Here is a 20,134-nt window from a genome sequence, read left to right on the forward strand (position 1 = left end):
TTCGGCTGCCTTAGTCTCCCCAGGTCACAGCTTAGTTGTTGCGGATGTACTCATCCATTTCAGTTTTCAGGTTATCGGATTTAGTACCGAAGATTGCCTGAACACCAGAACCTGCAACAACGACGCCCGCTGCGCCCAGTTTTTTCAGACCCGGCTGGTCTACTTTCGCCACGTCGGCAACGCTCACACGCAGACGAGTGATACACGCGTCCAGGTTAGTGATGTTCTCTTTACCACCGAAAGCAGCTACCAGAGCAGGCGCCATTTCGCTGGTCGCACCGGCTTTGCTGTCTTCCGTTGCATCTTCACGACCCGGCGTTTTCAGGTCCAGTGCTTTGATCAGCACGCGGAAGACGGTGTAGTACACCACTGCGTAGCCTGCACCCACGATTGGGAACAGCCACAGCTTGCTGCTGTTACCGGACAGAACGATGAAGTCGATCAGACCGTGAGAGAAGGACGTACCGTCACGCATACCCAGCAGGATACAGATTGGGAATGCCAGACCTGCCAGTACAGCGTGGATGATGTACAGGATCGGCGCAACGAACATGAAGGAGAACTCGATCGGCTCGGTGATACCGGTCAGGAACGAGGTCAGCGCTGCGGAGATCATGATACCGCCCACTTTTGCACGGTTCTCTGGTTTAGCAGAGTGCCAAATCGCAATTGCGGCAGCTGGCAGACCGTACATTTTGAACAGGAAGCCACCAGACAGTTTACCTGCCGTTGGGTCACCCGCCATGTAGCGTGGGATGTCGCCGTGGAACACCTGGCCTGCTGCGTTGGTGTATTCACCAATCTGCATCTGGAATGGAACGTTCCAGATGTGATGCAGACCAAATGGTACCAGGCAGCGCTCAATGAAGCCGTAGATACCGAACGCCACAACCGGGTTCTGGTAAGCCGCCCACTGAGAGAAGGTCTGGATTGCCGTACCGATTGGTGGCCAGATGAAGGACAGGACCACACCGGTGAAAATCGCGGCCAATCCAGAAATGATCGGCACAAAACGTTTACCCGCGAAGAAGCCCAGATACTCAGGCAGCTTGATGCGATAGAAGCGGTTAAACATATACGCTGCAATCGCACCGGAGATGATACCACCGAGAACACCGGTGTCCGCCAGATGCTTAGCGGCAATCTCTTCAGCAGGTAAATGCAGTACCAGCGGCGCAACCACAGCCATGGTTTTCACCATGATGCCGTAAGCAACAACGGACGCCAGAGCAGATACACCGTCGTTATTGGTGAAGCCCAGAGCAACACCGATAGCGAAGATCAGCGGCATGTTAGCAAAAACAGAACCGCCTGCTTCGGCCATCACGTGGGAAACTACGGCTGGCAGCCAGCTGAAGTTTGCAGAACCGACACCCAGCAGGATACCTGCGATAGGCAGTACGGATACTGGCAGCATCAGCGATTTACCGACCTTTTGCAGGTTAGCAAATGCATTCTTAAACATAATTGAGAGTGCTCCTGAGTATTTGTGCTTTTTTTACGTTTTCACGCATTGGCCCGGGGGGAGTACCGCGCCGTGGACAGGACATCTAAGCGCCCTTTATTTATTACACAGAGTAAAATAATTCCCTCTGAGTTTGTTTGACGGCTATCACGTTTCAGTTCAAGACGGCCAAAAAACTTGCAGATATTTACATAAAGCATGTCTGGATGTGTCTAAAAACGCCATCACCGCCCCAAATGAGGCGGTGAACTTTACTCGTTTTACTTATTAATTACGAGCCAAAAAATAACAGGTGTATCAGACAGATTGCAGGCGGGCGGGGTCGATATGGAACAGGCTGGCGAAGTTTTCCGTTGTCACGCGAGCCAGTTCTTCGATACTGACACCTTTCAGAACGGCCATATACTCAGCGACATCCCGGGTCATCGCTGGCTGATTCTCTTTGCCGCGATGAGGCACCGGCGCCAGGTACGGGGAATCGGTTTCCACCAGAATACGATCCAGCGGAACATAGCGCGCCGCATCACGCAGTTGCTCAGCATTGCGGAACGTGACAATCCCCGAGAATGAAATATAAAAGCCTAAATCAAGCAGCTTACCCGCCGTTTCTCTGTCTTCTGTGAAACAGTGTAGTACGCCACCGCAATCCGTCACCTTTTCTTCCCGCAGGATCGCCAGCGTGTCGGCGCGCGCATCGCGGGTATGAACGATAACCGGCTTATTCAGCTCACGGCCAATACGGATGTGGTTGCGGAAGGATTCCTGCTGGCGAGGTTTTGTTTCGAGGGTGTAGAAATAGTCCAGACCGGTCTCGCCCATCGCCACTACGCCCTCTTCTGCGGCAAGACGGCGTAAATCCTCAACGTCGTAAGCTTCATCCTGATTCAGCGGATGCACACCGCAGGAGAAGACGACATTATCGCGCTCGCCTACCAGTTCACGCATGGAGCGGTAACCCGGCAACGTGGTCGCCACGGCCAGGCAAAATTTCACATCGCGCGCGGCGGCTTTCGCCAGCACGTCGTCCACATTTTTATGCAGGGATTGATAATCCAGGCCATCGAGATGGCAGTGTGAGTCGACTAAAAACATAATGTCTCTCTCAGAGGTGGGAAACCGGCGGTATGACACCCGGTTGCAGGTAGTGTTCGATACGCAGTAACTGGTCGGTCAGTAAAAGCTCGCGATTGAGACCGGTTACCGTCAAAAGTTGTTCACGACTCTGGCAGATATCATGAAGGATAGCGTGCAGCGACTGCCCTGACAGGCGATTCGCAAGTGTGGTGACCAACGCCCACACGTCAGGGTTAGTCAGAAGCGTAGCCCCCTGCTGGATTTTGAGCGCATCCAGCAGCAGTGCGGCCAGCCAGTGCAGCCGTTCCGGAGCCTGATCGCTGTTCAGCGCTGGCAGCATGCTCAGCCAGTCATGGCTGTCGAGGGCTGATTCAACCGCACGACACAGCGTTTCACGCTGGGACCACACCTCCGGCTGCAATAAGGCCAGCGCAGCCGCAGGCGCACCGCTGCACAGGCGCAACGCCGAGCGCGCCGCGTCTTGTGACACCGTCACTTCTCGCTCAAGCCAGGCGAGCGACCAGGATTCCTGAGGGACAGCGAGGTGGTGAAGACGGCAGCGACTGCGCAGCGTCGCCAGCAAGCGTTCCGGCTCGCGGCAGGAGAGGAAAAACCAGGTGTTCTCTGGCGGCTCTTCCAGGGTTTTTAACAGGGCGTTGGCTGCGGCTTCCGTGAGCAGCGCGGCGTCTTTCAGCCACACCACTTTCGCCCCGCCCAGACGCGCATATTCGTACAGTTTCTCACTGACCTCACGCACCGCGTCGATACCGAGCGTATTTTTGCCTTTCTCGGGTTCGAGGGGGTAATAGTCAGGATGCGTGCCCGCCTGCATGAGCTGGCAACCCCGGCACTTACCGCAGCTTTTATGTCCTTCCGGCTGTTGGCACATCAGAAAGCGGGTGATGGCGTAAATCAACGCATCATCACCCATTCCCGGAAGCGCCTGGATCAGTAACGCATGATGCCCCCGACCAACCTGATAGCTGCCGATCAGCTGTTCAAAGTGTGGGCGCAACCATGGATACCATTTCATGCCTGCTGCTCCTGTAGCCACTGCGTAACTGTCTGCTGAATATCACGCGTAACGTCTTCAAGGGATTGCGTCGCATCGATGGTACGAATGGTCTTGTCCTGCCCGGCCAGCTCCAGATAACGCGCACGGGTGCGGTTAAAGAAATCAAAAGATTCCTGTTCAATGCGGTCCAGTTCGCCGCGGGCACGGGCGCGCTTCAGGCCCACCTCAGGGGTCACGTCCAGATACAGCGTCAGGTCAGGACGGAAATCGCCCAGAACCGCGTCGCGAAGCGTAGCCAGCATGGTCTGGTCGATACCCCGGCCACCGCCCTGATATGCCTGGGTTGAGAGATCGTGGCGATCGCCAATCACCCATTTCCCTTCTGCCAGAGCGGGTTTGATCACCGTCTCCACCAGCTGAACGCGCGCCGCATAGAACATCAGCACTTCCGCTTTGTCGGTAATAACTTCATCGCCAACGGATTTGATATCCAGAACCAGGCTGCGCAGTTTTTCCGCCAGCTGCGTACCGCCCGGCTCGCGGGTGAAGACCATGTCGGCAACGCCAAGCGACGTAAGCGTATCCACCACCACGTTACGGGCAGTTGTTTTGCCCGCCCCTTCGAGTCCCTCAATGACAATGTATTTACTGCGCATTTTTTTCCTTAAGTGCCTTCAGATAGTCCTGAACGGAGCGATTGTGGCTGGCCAGGTTGGTATTGAACGTGTGCCCCCCTTTTCCGTCAGCCACAAAATAGAGATACGGCGTTTTGGCCGGGTGCGCGGCGGCCTTCAACGATGCTTCACTCGGCGTCGCAATCGGTCCAGGCGGCAGGCCGCTAATCACGTAAGTATTATACGCCGTTGGCGTCTCCAGATCTTTTCTGGAAATCCTGCCGTTGTAGTTTTCGCCCATGCCGTAGATGACGGTAGGATCGGTTTGCAAACGCATGCCGATGCGCAGACGGTTAATAAACACCGAGGCAACCTGGTCACGTTCGGCAGCAACGGCCGTCTCTTTCTCGATGATCGAGGCCATCGTCATGAACTGGTTTTGATCTTTATAAGGCAGGCCTTCTGCTCGCCCTTCCCAGGCAGCGTCTACCGCCGCGACCATTTTGTTGTGCGCGCGCTTCAGAATGGCCACATCCGTCGTGCCTGCCGTATACATCCACGTATCGGGCCAGAACCAGCCTTCCACCCACTCGGGATGTTCGAATTTTAAGGCGTCTGCCACGGTCTGGTAGCGGTCATCTTTCAGCGTATGCTTGATGTACGGCGCGTCACGCAGCTGCCTGAGGTAATCGCTCAGACGCATACCTTCCACGAAACGCAGCGGGAATTGGGCTTCTTTACCACTTTCCAGCAGTTGCAGCATTTCGCGCACGGTCATGCCAGGGGTAAAGCGATAGGTACCGGCCTTGAAATGGGACAGGTCCGGTTCAATACGCAGCAGCCACTGGAATACGCGTGGGCGATTGATAATTTTGTCGTCATACAGCTGCTGACCAAGCGCCTGACGCCCGGTCCCCGCTTTCAGGGTAAAAATCGTCTCGTCTTTTATCAGGATCTGACTCTCCGCCAGCTGACGGACTTTCCACACTCCCGCTCCGCCAGCGATACCTAACGCAACGATCAGAAGGAGGACAAAGCGTAACATTTTCTTCATGACTACCTGGTTTGCTCACATAACGGGGCCAGTAACTGGAACAGCTCGCGGGATGACCAGCATTTGCGGCCATAAGCGCGAACGGGGACAACGGGCATCAGCGCATTGCAGATAACGACTTCATCGGCAGCCAACAGCGCCTCTTCCTTAGCGTTGACTTCGACAACGCGAAAGCCTGCGCGTGCCAGCTGGTGCATACAAAACTGCCGCATAATGCCGTTGACGCCGGCCTGCTCCAGCGAAGGCGTGAACACGTCACTGCCCTTCCGCCAGAGTAAATTAGCCGCACAGCATTCCGTAATGTACCCTTCGCTGTCAAGAACCAGCGCCTCCCCGGCCTCCGTCTGCTCAAGATGAGTACGAATTAGCACCTGTTCAAGGCGGTTGAGGTGTTTTATGCCAGCGAGCATCGGGTTTCTTCCCAGACGTACCGGACTTAGCGCCAGGGCTACGCCCTCTTCACGCCAGTGCGCATAATGGGAAGGATAATCTGAAACGGAAAGGATCCGCGTAGGATGCAGACAGGCAGAACCGCTATAGCCCCGGCCACCGCTCCCGCGGCTGATAATGACTTTCAGGACGCCGCTTGCTTTTTCTGACGCCAGCCGACGCATCTCACTTTCAAGAATGTCCCACTGCGAGAAGGGGATCAGTAATGTTTCGCAGGCTTTTTGTAAACGAAGGATATGGGCCCCGAGCAGGCACACGTCACCGTCGAGAATACGCGCAGTCGTGAAACAACCATCGCCAAACTGGGTCGCCCTGTCGCTTGCCGGCAGCGTGTCTTGCTCAAGGCCATTAATCAAAAACATAGTGGCTCCTTATGCGTGGAGGCTCAGTCTGGCAGGATGTGGACAGCCGGACAAGGGGATTTCGCCTAATAAAAAAGGCCCGGCAAGCGGACCTTTTTTATCGTCAGCGACCAACCAGACTCAGACCTTTTTGAAGATCAGAGAACCGTTAGTCCCACCGAAGCCGAAGGAGTTACACAGGGTATACTCCATACCGCTAACCTGGCGCGCTTCGTGAGGAACGAAGTCCAGATCGCAACCTTCATCCGGGTTATCCAGGTTGATGGTTGGTGGTACAGCCTGATCGCGCAGCGCGAGAATAGAGTAGATTGACTCTACTGCCCCCGCAGCGCCCAGCAGGTGACCGGTCATGGATTTCGTGGAGCTCACCAGCACACGGCTGGCAGATTCGCCGAAGATAGACTTAACAGCCTGCGCTTCTGCTTTATCGCCCGCAGGGGTAGACGTCCCGTGCGCGTTAACGTAGCCAATCTGTGCCGGCGTAATGCCCGCATCACGGATGGCGTTTTCCATCGCCAGCGCAGCACCTGCGCCATTCTCTGGAGGAGACGTCATGTGATAAGCATCGCTGCTCATGCCAAAGCCAACAACTTCAGCATAAATTTTCGCGCCACGTTTTTTCGCGTGTTCGTACTCTTCCAGTACGATCATGCCTGCACCGTCACCCAGCACGAAACCATCACGGTCTTTATCCCACGGACGGCTCGCCGCCTGAGGATTATCGTTTCGGGTAGAGAGCGCACGCGCTGCACCGAAACCACCGACGCCCAGTGGGGTACTGGCTTTTTCAGCGCCGCCCGCAACCATAGCATCTGCATCGCCGTACGCAATGATACGCGCGGCCTGGCCGATGTTATGCACGCCAGACGTACAGGCTGTCGCGATTGAGATGCTTGGGCCACGCAGGCCGAACATAATGGTCAGGTGACCTGCCACCATGTTGACAATCGTAGACGGAACGAAGAACGGGCTGATTTTACGCGGGCCGCCATTCATCAGAGATGTATGGTTTTCTTCAATCAGTCCAAGACCGCCAATCCCGGAGCCGATAGCGGCGCCGATACGGGTCGCGTTCTCTTCCGTAATCTCAAGGCCAGAATCCTGCATGGCCTGAACGCCAGCGACAATTCCATATTGAATGAAGGCATCCATCTTGCGCTGTTCTTTGCGCGAGATGATCTCTTCACAGTTAAAATCCTTTACTAAGCCAGCAAATTTCGTTGCATAGGCGCTAGTATCGAAATGGTCGATTAGGCTGATGCCGCTCTGACCGGCAAGGAGAGCTTTCCAGGTGGACTCTACGGTATTGCCGACAGGAGACAACATGCCAAGTCCGGTCACAACTACACGACGCTTAGACACGCTTGTCCTCCAGGGAGGGATAAAAAAAGAGATTCGTGGGACAACAAAAGATAAAACTCAGGCGGTCGAATGACCGCCTGGAGATGTTCACTTACGCCTGGTGACCGTTGATGTAATCAATGGCAGCCTGAACGGTGGTGATTTTCTCAGCTTCTTCGTCCGGAATCTCAGTATCAAACTCTTCTTCCAGAGCCATTACCAGCTCAACGGTGTCAAGAGAATCTGCGCCCAGGTCTTCAACAAAGGAAGCGGAGTTCACAACTTCTTCCTGCTTAACGCCCAGCTGTTCGCCGATAATTTTCTTAACGCGTTCTTCGATAGTGCTCATACTCTTAAATTTCCTATCAAAACTCGCTTTCGCGATGGTTTTCGTAGTGTATAAAATGTTGAAAAATTTGCAACTAAATCCCGGCAGGTCTTACCACGATTTTACGTTATTTTGAGGCCATTTGCCCAAATAACGCAAATATTTTCGATCGTGATTAAACCATGTACATCCCGCCGTTGACGTGGAGGGTTTCACCAGTGATGTAACCCGCTTCGTCAGAGGCTAAAAATGCAACCGCGCTGGCGATTTCTTTAGGGTCGCCAAGACGACCCGCTGGAACTGCCGCCAGCGTACCCGCACGCTGCTCATCAGTTAGCGCACGCGTCATGTCCGTTTCAATAAAGCCCGGAGCAACAACGTTTACAGTAATTCCGCGGGACGCGACTTCACGCGCCAGCGACTTACTGAAACCGATCAGACCTGCTTTCGCCGCAGCGTAGTTAGCCTGACCAGCATTTCCCATGGTACCAACCACAGAACCTACAGTGATAATACGACCATGACGCTTTTTCATCATAGCGCGCATTACCGCTTTTGACAGACGGAATACAGATGACAGGTTGGTTTCGATAATATCGTTCCACTCGTCGTCTTTCATTCGCATCAGCAGGTTGTCGCGAGTGATCCCGGCATTATTGACCAGAATATCCACTTCGCCAAACTCTGCGCGAATATTTTCCAGAACAGATTCGATAGATGCTGGTTCAGTCACATTCAGTACCAGACCTTTACCGTTCGCACCCAGATAGTCGCTGATGGCCTGTGCGCCATTCTCGCTGGTCGCAGTCCCGATCACCGTTGCGCCGCGCGCAACCAGTGTTTCAGCAATAGCGCGCCCAATACCGCGGCTTGCGCCGGTCACCAGGGCAATTTTTCCTTCAAAACTCATGGTATTCCTCTTTTATTGCGAGAGTGCCGCTTTCATGGCTTCCGGCTCGTTAATCGCCGAGGCAGTCAGGGTATCTACAATACGTTTTGTCAGACCGGTAAGTACTTTACCTGGACCGACTTCATACAGATGTTCCACGCCCTGAGACGCCATAAATTCAACAGTTTTAGTCCACTGAACCGGGCTGTAGAGCTGGCGAACCAGCGCGTTACGGATAGCCTCCGGCGCGGTTTCGCACTTCACATCGACGTTATTCACAACGGAAATCGTCGGTGCGTTAAAGGTCATTTTTTCCAGCTCAACCGCGAGCTTATCGGCTGCGGGCTTCATCAGCGCGCAGTGAGACGGCACGCTCACCGGCAGGGGCAGTGCACGTTTTGCGCCCGCAGCTTTACAGGCAGCGCCTGCACGCTCAACCGCTTCTTTATGACCCGCGATTACCACCTGGCCTGGCGAGTTAAAGTTTACCGGAGAAACGACCTGACCTTCAGCAGATTCTTCACAGGCTTTAGCGATAGAATCATCATCCAGACCAATGATGGCAGACATGCCGCCCGTGCCTTCTGGCACCGCTTCCTGCATGAATTTACCACGCAATTCAACCAGGCGTACCGCGTCAGCGAAGGCAATCACGCCAGCGCAGACCAGCGCAGAGTATTCACCGAGGCTATGACCCGCCATCAGCGTCGGCGCTTTGCCGTCCTGCTGCTGCCATACGCGCCACAATGCGACGGATGCCGCCAGCAGTGCCGGTTGAGTCTGCCAGGTTTTGTTCAGTTCTTCAGCGGGGCCCTGTTGGGTCAGCGCCCACAGATCATAACCCAGCGCGTCAGAAGCTTCACGGAAAGTCTCTTCAATAACCGGATAGTTTGCTGCCATTTCAGACAACATCCCAACAGTTTGCGAGCCCTGTCCCGGGAACACAAAAGCAAATTGCGTCATTTTTTAATCCTTATCCTAGAAACGAACCAGCGCGGAACCCCAGGTGAACCCGCCACCAAAGGCTTCAAGCAAGACCAGTTGGCCCCGTTTAATTCGTCCATCGCGTACCGCTTCGTCAAATGCGCACGGTACCGATGCCGCAGAGGTGTTGCCGTGGCGATCGAGCGTCACCACAACGTTATCCATAGACATGCCCAGCTTCTTCGCCGTCGCGCTGATAATACGCAGGTTAGCCTGATGCGGTACCAGCCAGTCGAGTGCGGCACGGTCCAGATTGTTCGCTTCCAGCGTCTCATCAACGATGTGAGCCAGTTCAGTCACGGCCACTTTAAACACTTCGTTACCTGCCATTGTCAGGTAAATTGAACTGTCCGGATTAACGCGATCGGCGTTAGGCAGCGTTAACAGCTCGCCGTAGCGGCCATCGGCATGCAGGTGCGTGGAGATGATGCCCGGCTCTTCGGACTGCCCCAGCAGCACCGCGCCCGCGCCATCGCCAAAAATAATGATCGTTCCGCGATCGGTTGGATCGCAGGTACGCGCCAGCACGTCAGCGCCGATCACCAGCGCATATTTTACGGCGCCCGATTTTACATACTGATCGGCGATGCTCAGTGCATAGGTGAAACCCGCGCATGCTGCTGCAACATCAAATGCCGGGCAGCCTTTGATGCCGAGCATGTTCTGCACCTGGCACGCTGCGCTTGGGAAGGCATGCGTGGCAGAGGTGGTCGCCACCACAATAAGCCCGATCTGTTCTTTATCAATGCCAGCCATCTCAAGCGCTCGCTGAGCGGCTTCGTAGCCCATGGTGGACACAGTTTCGTCTGGCGCGGCGATACGACGTTCACGGATACCTGTGCGCGTGACAATCCACTCGTCAGACGTATCTACCATTTTTTCAAGATCGGCGTTGGTACGCACTTGTTTTGGCAGGTAGCTGCCGGTACCTAAAATCTTCGTATACATGTACGCTCAGTCACTTTTAGCTAATACAGATCCCAGGCGAGCGGCAATCCTCTGAGGGACTTGACGCTGCACCGCCTGCACTGCCTGTTCAATCGCGACGGTAAATGCTCGCTGATTGGCGGCGCCATGACTCTTAATCACGATGCCGCGCAATCCTAACAGACAGGCGCCATTATACTGGTCGGGGTTGAGGTGACTGAATCGCCGCGTCAGGCTTTTTTGTAACCAACGCTTTAATATAATCAGCCACCAGGACCTTTTTTTACCGTCTCCCTGCGATTTCAGCAGAGAAAGGAACATTCGTACGACCCCTTCCATGGTCTTCAACGTCACGTTTCCGGTGAAGCCATCACACACTAATACATCCGTTTTGCCCGTCAGCAACTCATTGGCTTCGAGATAACCAATATAGTTGATGGAGGGGACCTGTTTGAGTATTTCCGCAGCGTCGCGGATACTGTCCAGACCTTTGGTCTCTTCTTCACCAATATTCAATAACGCAACGCGGGGATTGTTAATCCCGACCACGTCTTCTGCCAGCACCGACCCCATAACGGCAAACTGAGCCAGCATTGTACTATCACAATCCACGTTAGCGCCCAGATCCAGCACCACCGTTTTGCCCTTCTGCTGATGCGGTAACACCGTCACCAGCGCCGGACGCTCAATGCCCTCAATCGGCTTGAGCAATAATTTCGACAGCCCCATCAGCGCGCCAGTATTTCCCGCGCTGACGCAAGCCTGCGCTCGCCCTTCTTTCACCAGCTCCAGCGCCATTCGCATAGAGCTGCCGCGGCTATTACGAATAGCCTGCGATGGCCGGGCATCACTGGCAATAACTGACTGCGCAGGAATAATCTGCAGACGCGAACGTTGTTCAAAGTCAGCTTTTGCAAGTAATGGCGTGATTGTGTCGGGATTACCGACTAAAAGAAGTGTGAGTTGCGAATTAGAATTCAGTGCCTGCAATGCTGCAGGCACTGTCACGGTAGGGCCAAAATCTCCCCCCATGACATCTAACGCCAGGGTTAGACGTGTCAAGGTATCGTCGCAGCCTGGTTCGGTAAACTCCCCGTTTGCACGGGGAAGTTCCTCACTAAGCCTAATCACGCTAACGCGTGATTACTTAGTGATAACCTTGCGGCCGCGGTAGAAACCGTCAGCGGTGATGTGGTGACGCAGATGTTTCTCACCAGAAGTCTTGTCTACAGACAGGCTGGTAACTGCGGTCAGCGCGTCATGGGAACGACGCATGCCACGTTTGGAACGGGTTGGTTTATTCTGTTGTACGGCCATGGACCTTACTCCTCAATTACTTACGCTTTAAGCTGGCTAATACGGCAAATGGGTTTGGTTTTTGCGCTTCATCAGGCAGTTCCCCAAAGACCATGTCCGCCTCGGACACTTCACAGTGTTCAGAATCATGCACCGGAACGACTGGCAGGGAGAGGATGACTTCATCTTCAACCAGCGCCAGAAGATCGATTTCACCGAATTCGTTAACCTCAATCGGCTCGTACGCTTCCGGGAGTGCTTCAGCCTGTTCGTCAGAACGAACCGGACTAAAACAATACGTTGTGTGAACATGCTGTACAAACGGTTTCCCGCAACGCTGACATTCGAGCGTTACCGTCACCTTTGCATCACCGGTTAACACGGCGAGACGCTGGTTGTCGATAGCGAACGACATGGAGCATTCTACATCACTGTCCACACTGACTACAGATTCGGCAATACGCTCAGCCTGATCGGAAGAATAGATTCCTTCGTAATCGAGGCGTTTTTGAGCCGTACGAACCGGATCAAGAGTCAGGGGTAATTTTACCTTTTGCATAGGGCGCGCATATTAACTTTGTAACGTCATAGAGTCAAAGAAAAAGGCAACCAGAGCTGCCTTTTGCCAATTATTCGCACACATTGCGGCCTGTAGTTTAAAATGGCTGGCATCGATACGCTATATCTGGTGATAAAAATATGCCAAATCTCGTCCTTGCTTCCACTTCACCTTATCGCCGAATGCTGCTGGAAAAGCTCGGGATCCCGTTTGAATGCGCTGCGCCGGAGGTGGATGAAACGCCACAGCCGGGCGAGTCACCGCGTCATCTGGTGACCCGTCTCGCGAAAGAGAAAGCACAGTCGCTGGCCGTACGTTATCCCGCTCATCTGATTATAGGCTCCGATCAGGTTTGTGTGCTGGACGGCGAAATCACCGGCAAACCGTATACGGAAGAAATCGCCTGCCAGCAGCTTTTGCGTGCGCGAGGCAGTATCGTGACCTTTTATACCGGCCTGGCGCTTTATAATTCTGCTTCCGGTCATCTGCAAACCGAGTGCGAGCCGTTTGATGTGCACTTCCGTCATCTTAGCGAACAGGAGATTATGGATTATGTGCGTCGGGAACGTCCGCTGAACTGTGCAGGGAGCTTTAAAAGTGAAGGACTAGGGATTGCGTTGTTCGACAAGCTCGATGGCCGCGATCCCAATACGCTGGTGGGGTTGCCGCTGATTGCGCTGTGCCAGATGTTAAGGCGAGAAGAGTGTAATCCGCTGACGATGTGACCGTTGCGGCCTGATGCCCCCACCCCGGCCCTCTCCCTGTGGGAGAGGGAGAAAAACATGTAGGCCGGGTAAGCGCAGCGCTACCCGGCACAAAATCAGCCGCGCAGAACTTTCAGACAGCGTTTGAGCTGCTCATCCAGCGGCGCTTCAATACGGATAACTTCACCGGTATTAGGATGGGTGAACTTCAGCGCTGCCGCATGCAGGAACAGACGCGATAGCCCCGTCCCCGCCAGCTGCTTATCAAATTCGCGATCGCCATAGCGGTCATCAAACGCAATCGGATGGCCCGCAAACTGGGTATGGACGCGAATCTGGTGAGTACGCCCCGTCACCGGACTACAGCGCACCAGCGTGGCGAATTCGTAGCGCTCTTCAACTTTAAAGCGCGTCTCAGACGGTTTCCCTTCCTGATTAACACGAACAATGCGCTCGCCGCTTTGCAGAATATTTTTCAGCAGCGGCGCCTGCACCACTTTCACGTGGGACTGCCACTGGCCGCGCACCAGCGCCAGATAATCTTTCTGCATCCCTTTTTCGCGCAGCTGTTCATGCAGTGAACGCAGCGCAGAACGTTTTTTCGCCACTAGCAGCACGCCAGAGGTATCACGGTCAAGACGGTGAACCAGTTCGAGGAAACGCGCTTCCGGGCGCAGCGCGCGTAACCCTTCAATCACGCCGAAGCTCAGGCCGCTCCCCCCGTGTACCGCCGTTCCGGACGGTTTATTCAGCACCAGAATGTGGTCGTCCTCATAAAGGATAACGTCGCTCAGGGCCGCGACTTTTTGCAGCTTCGGAGAAACGACCTCTTCTTCACGCTCTGCAACACGTACCGGTGGAATGCGGACTTCATCGCCCGCCTCGAGCTTATACTCTGGCTTCACGCGTTTTTTGTTCACCCGCACCTCGCCCTTACGTAAGATGCGATAAATCATGCTTTTTGGCACACCCTTCAGCTGGGTGCGCAAAAAATTATCGATACGTTGCCCCGCCTCGTCGTCGGCGATGGCAACCATTTTTACGGCTGGAGTCTCTGTTTTCATGGTTGGCGATTCTAAATAGCGTCAGGCATTAGCGCCACTCATTTTTCTATGCTTATATTTACTTTTATCCGGACCGCTCCCCTTTCGCGCAATCGATTTGGTGGTTATTAAACCAATCACCCCGTTGAAGTGAAGAAACTGTGAGTAACCGGGTGATAATTGGTAAAAGTCATCTTGCTATAACCCGGCGAGCAGTGGAATAATGAATCCGTTTTCCGCGTTAAATCCGGGTTTTGTAAGGATGTCGACGGAATGACCAATTTTGTCTGACCGATCATCCACGCAGCAATGGCGTAAGACGTATTGATCTTTCAGGCAGTTAGCGGGCTGCGGGTTGCAGTACTTCCCGGTATAAGGATTGTTCTCTGGAGAGTTTTCCCAGGCAATTCCCCTGATAATTGCGCTGTGTTTCCGTATGAAACACAGGCAACCGACACTCTGCGCCTCTTAAGCGAGCGACAACCGTGAGGTTGGCGACGTGAATAGACACGAGGCCATCGGTTCATACCCCGGAAAGCGTCACCTTGCCCGCAGCTTTGTCGTCAATGTAAGAATAACGAGTAAGTTACGATGAAAAGAATGTTAATCAACGCAACTCAGCAAGAAGAGTTGCGTGTCGCCCTTGTGGATGGGCAGCGCCTGTACGATCTGGATATCGAAAGTCCTGGACACGAACAGAAAAAAGCGAACATTTACAAAGGCAAAATCACCCGCATTGAACCAAGCCTTGAAGCTGCATTTGTCGATTACGGTGCTGAGCGTCACGGTTTCCTTCCTCTCAAAGAAATCGCCCGCGAATATTTTCCTGCAAACTACAACTCCCATGGCCGTCCGAACATTAAAGATGTTCTGCGTGAAGGTCAGGAAGTTATCGTCCAGATCGATAAAGAAGAGCGTGGCAACAAAGGTGCCGCACTGACCACCTTTATCAGTCTGGCAGGAAGCTATCTGGTGTTGATGCCAAACAACCCGCGTGCGGGTGGCATCTCTCGCCGTATCGAAGGTGATGACCGTACAGAGCTGAAAGAAGCGCTGGCAAGTCTTGAGCTGCCAGACGGCATGGGCCTTATCGTGCGCACCGCAGGCGTCGGCAAATCTGCCGAAGCATTGCAGTGGGACCTGAGCTTCCGTCTGAAGCACTGGGAAGCCATCAAGAAAGCGGCTGAAAGCCGTCCTGCTCCGTTCCTGATCCACCAGGAAAGCAACGTCATTGTGCGTGCCTTCCGTGATTATCTGCGTCAGGACATCGGTGAAATTCTGATTGATAACCCGAAAGTGCTTGAGCTGGCTCGCCAGCACATCGCCGCGCTGGGTCGCCCGGATTTCACCAGCAAAATTAAACTGTACACCGGTGAAATCCCGCTGTTCAGCCACTATCAGATTGAATCCCAGATCGAGTCTGCCTTCCAGCGTGAAGTGCGTCTGCCGTCCGGCGGTTCTATCGTTATCGATACCACCGAAGCGCTGACCGCTATCGACATCAACTCCGCGCGTGCAACCCGCGGCGGCGACATCGAAGAGACCGCCTTCAACACCAACCTAGAAGCCGCTGATGAAATCGCCCGCCAGCTCCGCCTGCGCGACCTGGGTGGTCTGATTGTTATCGACTTCATCGACATGACCCCGGTTCGCCACCAGCGTGCGGTTGAAAACCGTCTGCGTGAAGCGGTGCGCCAGGATCGCGCGCGTATCCAGATTAGCCATATCTCGCGCTTCGGCCTGCTGGAAATGTCCCGTCAGCGTCTGAGCCCGTCACTCGGCGAGTCCAGCCATCACGTCTGCCCGCGCTGTTCGGGGACAGGTACCGTGCGTGACAATGAATCGCTCTCCCTCTCTATTCTGCGTCTGATTGAAGAAGAAGCGCTGAAAGAGAACACCAAAGAGGTTCACGCCATTGTTCCGGTGCCGATTGCCTCCTACCTGCTGAACGAAAAACGTGCAGCGGTGAGCGCAATCGAAGCGCGTCAGGGCGGCGTTCGCTGCATCATCGTGCCAAACGACGAGATGCAGACCCCGCACTATCACGTGCTGCGCGTGCGTAAAGGTGAAGAGACAAGCACCCTCAGCTACCTGCTGCCGAAGCTGCATGAAGAAGAAATGGCGCTGCCATCGGATGAAGAGCCTGCCGAGCGTAAACTGCCTGAGCAGCCTGCATTAGCAACCTTCATCATGCCGGAAGCCCCGCCGGAAGCGACGCTGGAAAAACCAGCGGCAAAACCTGCCGTGCAAAAGGCGGCCCCTGCCGCGCTAAAAGCGCAGCCTGAGCAGCCGGGTCTCCTGAGCCGCATCTTCGGCGCGCTGAAAAAAATGTTTGCTGGCGAAGAAGTTCAGCCTGAGCAGCCGAAAGAAGCGCCAAAAGAAGCGAAACCAGAGCGTCAGCAGGACCGTCGTAAGCGTCAGAACAATCGTCGCGATCGTAATGACCGCAACGACCGTAGCGATCGTAACGAGCGCCGTGATAATCGTTCCGAGAACAACGAAGGTCGTGAACAACGCGAGGACAACCGTCGCAACCGTCGCGAGAAGCAACAGCAGAACGTTGAAGATCGTGAGATTCGCCAGCAGGCGGGCGATGAGTCCGAGAAGAGCAAACAGCGTGACGAGCAGCAACCTCGCCGCGAGCGTAACCGTCGTCGTAACGACGAGAAACGCCAGGCCCAGCAGGAAGTCAAAAACCTGAACCGCGAAGCGCCTGTTGAAAAGCAGGACACGGAGCAGGAAGAGCGTACTCAGGTTATGCCGCGTCGTAAGCAGCGTCAGTTGACCCAGAAAGTGCGTGTGGGTGCTGTTCAGGCGGAAGAAAACGACGTTATCGCGGTTGAAGCAGCAGAAAGCACAACGGGTACACAGGTTGCGAAAGTTGACCTGCCAGCCGTAGTAGAAAATCAGGTTGAGCAGGACGAAAGCAGCGAAAACCGTGACAACGCAGGTATGCCGCGTCGCTCCCGTCGTTCTCCGCGTCATCTGCGCGTGAGCGGTCAGCGTCGTCGTCGTTACCGTGACGAGCGTTACCCAACTCAGTCGCCAATGCCATTGACCGTGGCGTGCGCGTCACCTGAGATGGCATCCGGTAAAGTCTGGATCCGTTATCCGGTTGCTCGCCCGGAACAGGCTGTTGAAGAACAGGCTGTGACCGAAGAGGTGATTGCACCGATAGCAGCGGTTGAAGACGTCGTGACTGAAGCGGCAACCGTGGTTGAACCGCAGGTTGTTGACACGGCGGCACCGCAGGCTGTGGAAGTGGAAACGACCCATCCTGAAGTCATTGCTGCGCCGGTTGATGCCGCTCCGCAGATCATTGCCGAAGAAGATACCGTGGTAGCTGAAGAAGTCGCGGAAGACGCTCAGCCAGTCTCCGCAGCAGAAGAGCCCGCAGACGTTACCGTCGAAACGGTGACTGAAGAGGTTGTTCAGGACGTCGAGATTCAGGTTGAACCTGTTGTCGAAGAGGTCAAAGCGCCTGAAGTGAAATCAGAGCCGATTGAGGTCGTTGCAGCTGTAGCGCCTGCTCACGTTGCTACCGCGCCGATGACTCGCGCCCCGGCACCTGAGTATGTGCCTGAAGCGCCACGCCATAGCGACTGGGTTCGTCCGGCATTCAACTTCGAAGGCAAAGGTGCTGCCGGTGGTCACAGTGCAACGCACATGGCTACTGCGCCAGCTACTCGTCCTCAGCCTGTTGAATAACGCACGCTAATACTGAAAGCCGACCTTCGGGTCGGCTTTTTTATGGCTGTTGCAGGGGCTTTCTCATTCCGGTGACCTCCGGCATTATCTGCCGCATCAGCTCCAGAAAACGCCGCAAGCGCGCCGGATAATAACGAGACCAGGGGTAAACCAGATGTACCGGTAGCGCTGCCGGCTGCCACTCTGGCAGTAGATGCACCAGTCGTCCTTCCTGAATATCATCCTGTACTGTCCAGCTGGATACCACCGCAACGCCTAGCCCGGTGAGTGCCGTATTGCGCGCCACATACAGGCTGTCGGTACTCAGGCGTGGCGTAATGGTAACCCGCGTCGGGGCAGATGATGCATCGTGGAAAAGCTCCACATGGCGTTGATAAAAAGAGCTGATGGCAATCCAGGGAAGCTGTTGCAAATCTTCCGGCGTTTTAACCGCGGGATAACGGGCCAGTAATTCCGGTGAAGCCACCACCGAGCGCGGCACTTCAGCCAGCAGCACGGACACGGTTGCCGGATCGACTTCCACACCCACCCGAATAGCACAGTCAAGGTTGTCGCCGAGGAAATCAACCGAGCGATCGTTGAGCATCCACTCTACAGAAAGCTGGGGATAGCGCTGCAAAAATTCGGTTAACGGTTTCAGAAGCTGATCCTGGCCAAACGCGTGCGGGGCGCGCACCCTCAGCACCCCAACCGGTTCATCTTCCGTCTGCCCTACCTCGTCTTCCAGCGCCAGCCAGCTGTCAATCACCCGTCGGGCATGCTGATAGCAGCGTTCGCCGTCATCGGTCAGCCGGGTCGTATGGGTTGTGCGCAGCATCAGGCGTACTCCCAGCATGGTCTCAAGCGACTGCAACCGTCGGCTCACCGTGGCCTGGGTTGTTGCCAGCTGACGTGCTGCCGCAGAAAGAGACCCCGCCTCCACAATGCGAACAAACGTTCGCATCAGTTCTACCCGATCTATACGCTCAGGCCTTTTCATACCATTTCTATCCATACGCTACACGTATAAGCGTTTTACCACCGCGCCCGCTACCGTCGCAAGGCGTACTGATAAAAAATAGCCGCACACGACGAATGAGGAACATCTTATGAACACAACTACCACCCGGGCCGTAAGCCGCTGGGTAATCTTAATGCTGGCGCTCGGTGCGGGCTTTAGCGTGGCATCCATCTATTATGCCCAGCCTCTGCTGCCGCTGATGGGCTCAGACCTGAACCTGAGCATCGAAGGCATGGGCATGGTCCCGACGCTTACCCAGGCGGGTTATGCCTTAGGTATCCTGTTTCTGCTCCCACTCGGCGATCGTCATGATCGCAGAACGCTGATCCTGATAAAAAGTACGGCTCTGGCGCTGTTCCTGCTGGGTTGTAGCCTGACCGGACAACTGCACTCCCTGCTGCTCACCAGCCTGCTGATTGGCATGGCCGCCACCATGGCGCAGGATATTGTCCCGGCCGCAGCGATCCTCGCGCCGGAAGGCAAACAGGGAAAAACGGTCGGCACGGTGATGACCGGCCTGCTGCTGGGGATTTTGCTCTCCAGAACCGTGAGCGGCGTGGTGGGTGAAGCCTTTGGCTGGCGGGTGATGTATCAGCTGGCCGCCGCAAGTATTGCCTTTGTCGGCGTGGTCATGTGGGCCGTGCTTCCCCGCTTCGCCGTTCACTCCACGCTGAGCTACCCGGCGCTGATGCGCTCCATGGAACACCTCTGGCGCCGCTACCCGGCGCTGCGTCGGGCCGCGCTGGCCCAGGGTTTTCTGTCGATTGCCTTTAGCGCATTCTGGTCAACGCTGGCGGTCATGCTGCTGGAACGGTATCACCTTGGCAGCGCCGTGGCGGGTGGATTTGGTATTGCCGGAGCCGCTGGCGCGCTGGCCGCACCGCTGGCAGGTGGTCTGGCAGATAAGCTGGGCGCCGGTAAAGTCACCCAACTGGGTGCCGCGCTGGTGACCCTCTCGTTTGCCCTGATGTTCCTGATGCCGGCACTGGATATACACGGTCAGTTGATCCTGATTGCCCTCTCCGCGGTCGGTTTCGATCTCGGCTTGCAGTCCAGCCTCGTGGCCCACCAGAATCTGGTCTACAGCCTTGAGCCGCAGGCCCGTGGACGCCTGAACGCTCTGCTGTTTACCGTCATTTTCATCGGAATGGCGCTGGGTTCGGCATTAGGCAGCAATATCTACACGCTGGCAGGCTGGTCTGGCGTGGTGGCTCTGGCAACCCTGTGTGGTGCCATTGCGCTGGCTATCAGAGTGATTGAAAGCGCCCGGGTGCTGTCCGCACAGGCAGAAAGTGTGTAAAAAAAATGCCCAACCCGGACG

General features: G+C 55.1%; 19 protein-coding genes. 3 read left to right on the forward strand and 16 right to left on the reverse strand.

Annotated elements, in window-relative coordinates:
• Positions 1 to 31: 31 nt before the first annotated feature.
• The 14 genes from ptsG to yceD all read right to left on the reverse strand — a co-directional run bounded on the left by ptsG (position 32) and on the right by yceD (position 12,358).
• A complete protein-coding gene (gene ptsG, locus ACOTYB_RS04080) occupies positions 32 to 1,465 on the reverse strand; it encodes a PTS glucose transporter subunit IIBC (protein WP_003857942.1) in 1,434 nt (477 codons plus the stop codon).
• Positions 1,466 to 1,762: 297 nt separating this feature from the next.
• Positions 1,763 to 2,557: a metal-dependent hydrolase gene (locus tag ACOTYB_RS04085; protein WP_220153737.1), complete on the reverse strand. Its 795-nt coding sequence runs from the start codon at positions 2,555 to 2,557 to the stop codon at positions 1,763 to 1,765.
• A gap of 10 nt (positions 2,558 to 2,567) precedes the next feature.
• On the reverse strand, positions 2,568 to 3,572 hold the full coding sequence (gene holB / locus ACOTYB_RS04090) for a DNA polymerase III subunit delta' (protein WP_220153736.1): 1,005 nt from the start codon (positions 3,570 to 3,572) through the stop codon (positions 2,568 to 2,570).
• Positions 3,569 to 4,210 carry a dTMP kinase gene (gene tmk / locus ACOTYB_RS04095; protein WP_003857946.1) on the reverse strand — a complete coding sequence of 214 codons (642 nt, stop codon included), beginning with the start codon at positions 4,208 to 4,210 and terminating at the stop codon, positions 3,569 to 3,571. Before tmk ends, holB begins: the two co-directional genes overlap by 4 nt.
• Positions 4,200 to 5,222 (reverse strand): cell division protein YceG, encoded by a 1,023-nt coding sequence (gene yceG / locus ACOTYB_RS04100; protein ID WP_045330553.1) that lies wholly within the window; start codon positions 5,220 to 5,222, stop codon positions 4,200 to 4,202. Before yceG ends, tmk begins: the two co-directional genes overlap by 11 nt.
• 2 nt (positions 5,223 to 5,224) lie before the next feature.
• Entirely contained in the window at positions 5,225 to 6,034 is an 810-nt protein-coding gene (pabC, locus tag ACOTYB_RS04105; protein WP_023315813.1) for an aminodeoxychorismate lyase, read from the reverse strand.
• A 120-nt stretch (positions 6,035 to 6,154) separates the two neighbouring features.
• Positions 6,155 to 7,396: a beta-ketoacyl-ACP synthase II gene (gene fabF, locus ACOTYB_RS04110; protein ID WP_003857950.1), complete on the reverse strand. Its 1,242-nt coding sequence runs from the start codon at positions 7,394 to 7,396 to the stop codon at positions 6,155 to 6,157.
• Positions 7,397 to 7,487: 91 nt separating this feature from the next.
• Positions 7,488 to 7,724 carry an acyl carrier protein gene (gene acpP, locus ACOTYB_RS04115; protein ID WP_003857954.1) on the reverse strand — a complete coding sequence of 79 codons (237 nt, stop codon included), beginning with the start codon at positions 7,722 to 7,724 and terminating at the stop codon, positions 7,488 to 7,490.
• 154 nt (positions 7,725 to 7,878) lie between these two features.
• Entirely contained in the window at positions 7,879 to 8,613 is a 735-nt protein-coding gene (fabG, locus tag ACOTYB_RS04120) for a 3-oxoacyl-ACP reductase FabG (protein WP_003857956.1), read from the reverse strand.
• A 12-nt stretch (positions 8,614 to 8,625) separates the two neighbouring features.
• Positions 8,626 to 9,555, reverse strand: a complete 930-nt coding sequence (gene fabD / locus ACOTYB_RS04125; RefSeq protein WP_045345714.1) for an ACP S-malonyltransferase — start codon at positions 9,553 to 9,555, stop codon at positions 8,626 to 8,628.
• Between the two features lie 15 nt (positions 9,556 to 9,570).
• Entirely contained in the window at positions 9,571 to 10,524 is a 954-nt protein-coding gene (locus ACOTYB_RS04130) for a beta-ketoacyl-ACP synthase III (protein ID WP_003857960.1), read from the reverse strand.
• Between the two features lie 6 nt (positions 10,525 to 10,530).
• Positions 10,531 to 11,565 carry a phosphate acyltransferase PlsX gene (plsX, locus tag ACOTYB_RS04135; protein WP_153677011.1) on the reverse strand — a complete coding sequence of 345 codons (1,035 nt, stop codon included), beginning with the start codon at positions 11,563 to 11,565 and terminating at the stop codon, positions 10,531 to 10,533.
• Between the two features lie 81 nt (positions 11,566 to 11,646).
• Positions 11,647 to 11,820, reverse strand: a complete 174-nt coding sequence (gene rpmF / locus ACOTYB_RS04140) for a 50S ribosomal protein L32 (RefSeq protein WP_003857964.1) — start codon at positions 11,818 to 11,820, stop codon at positions 11,647 to 11,649.
• A 16-nt stretch (positions 11,821 to 11,836) separates the two neighbouring features.
• Positions 11,837 to 12,358, reverse strand: a complete 522-nt coding sequence (gene yceD / locus ACOTYB_RS04145; RefSeq protein WP_003857966.1) for a 23S rRNA accumulation protein YceD — start codon at positions 12,356 to 12,358, stop codon at positions 11,837 to 11,839.
• Between the two features lie 140 nt (positions 12,359 to 12,498).
• Here yceD and ACOTYB_RS04150 point away from each other — a divergent pair, with 140 nt between their 5' ends.
• Positions 12,499 to 13,083 carry a Maf family protein gene (locus ACOTYB_RS04150; RefSeq protein WP_032628189.1) on the forward strand — a complete coding sequence of 195 codons (585 nt, stop codon included), beginning with the start codon at positions 12,499 to 12,501 and terminating at the stop codon, positions 13,081 to 13,083.
• A gap of 95 nt (positions 13,084 to 13,178) precedes the next feature.
• Here ACOTYB_RS04150 and rluC read toward each other — a convergent pair whose 3' ends face one another.
• Positions 13,179 to 14,126 (reverse strand): 23S rRNA pseudouridine(955/2504/2580) synthase RluC, encoded by a 948-nt coding sequence (gene rluC, locus ACOTYB_RS04155; RefSeq protein WP_003857970.1) that lies wholly within the window; start codon positions 14,124 to 14,126, stop codon positions 13,179 to 13,181.
• Between the two features lie 570 nt (positions 14,127 to 14,696).
• On the opposite strand from rluC, the gene rne reads away from it, so the two are divergent.
• Positions 14,697 to 17,813 (forward strand): ribonuclease E, encoded by a 3,117-nt coding sequence (rne, locus tag ACOTYB_RS04160; protein ID WP_409248876.1) that lies wholly within the window; start codon positions 14,697 to 14,699, stop codon positions 17,811 to 17,813.
• 40 nt (positions 17,814 to 17,853) lie between these two features.
• Here rne and ACOTYB_RS04165 read toward each other — a convergent pair whose 3' ends face one another.
• Positions 17,854 to 18,792 carry a LysR family transcriptional regulator gene (locus ACOTYB_RS04165; RefSeq protein ID WP_086598422.1) on the reverse strand — a complete coding sequence of 313 codons (939 nt, stop codon included), beginning with the start codon at positions 18,790 to 18,792 and terminating at the stop codon, positions 17,854 to 17,856.
• A gap of 109 nt (positions 18,793 to 18,901) precedes the next feature.
• Between ACOTYB_RS04165 and ACOTYB_RS04170 the strand changes: the two genes are divergently transcribed.
• Complete coding sequence (locus tag ACOTYB_RS04170; protein WP_409248877.1) at positions 18,902 to 20,113, forward strand: MFS transporter; 1,212 nt, start codon at positions 18,902 to 18,904, stop codon at positions 20,111 to 20,113.
• Positions 20,114 to 20,134: the final 21 nt, after the last annotated feature.

The organism is Enterobacter cloacae complex sp. IR5450 (genome assembly GCF_049238665.1).
Lineage (GTDB): Bacteria > Pseudomonadota > Gammaproteobacteria > Enterobacterales > Enterobacteriaceae > Enterobacter > Enterobacter hormaechei_C.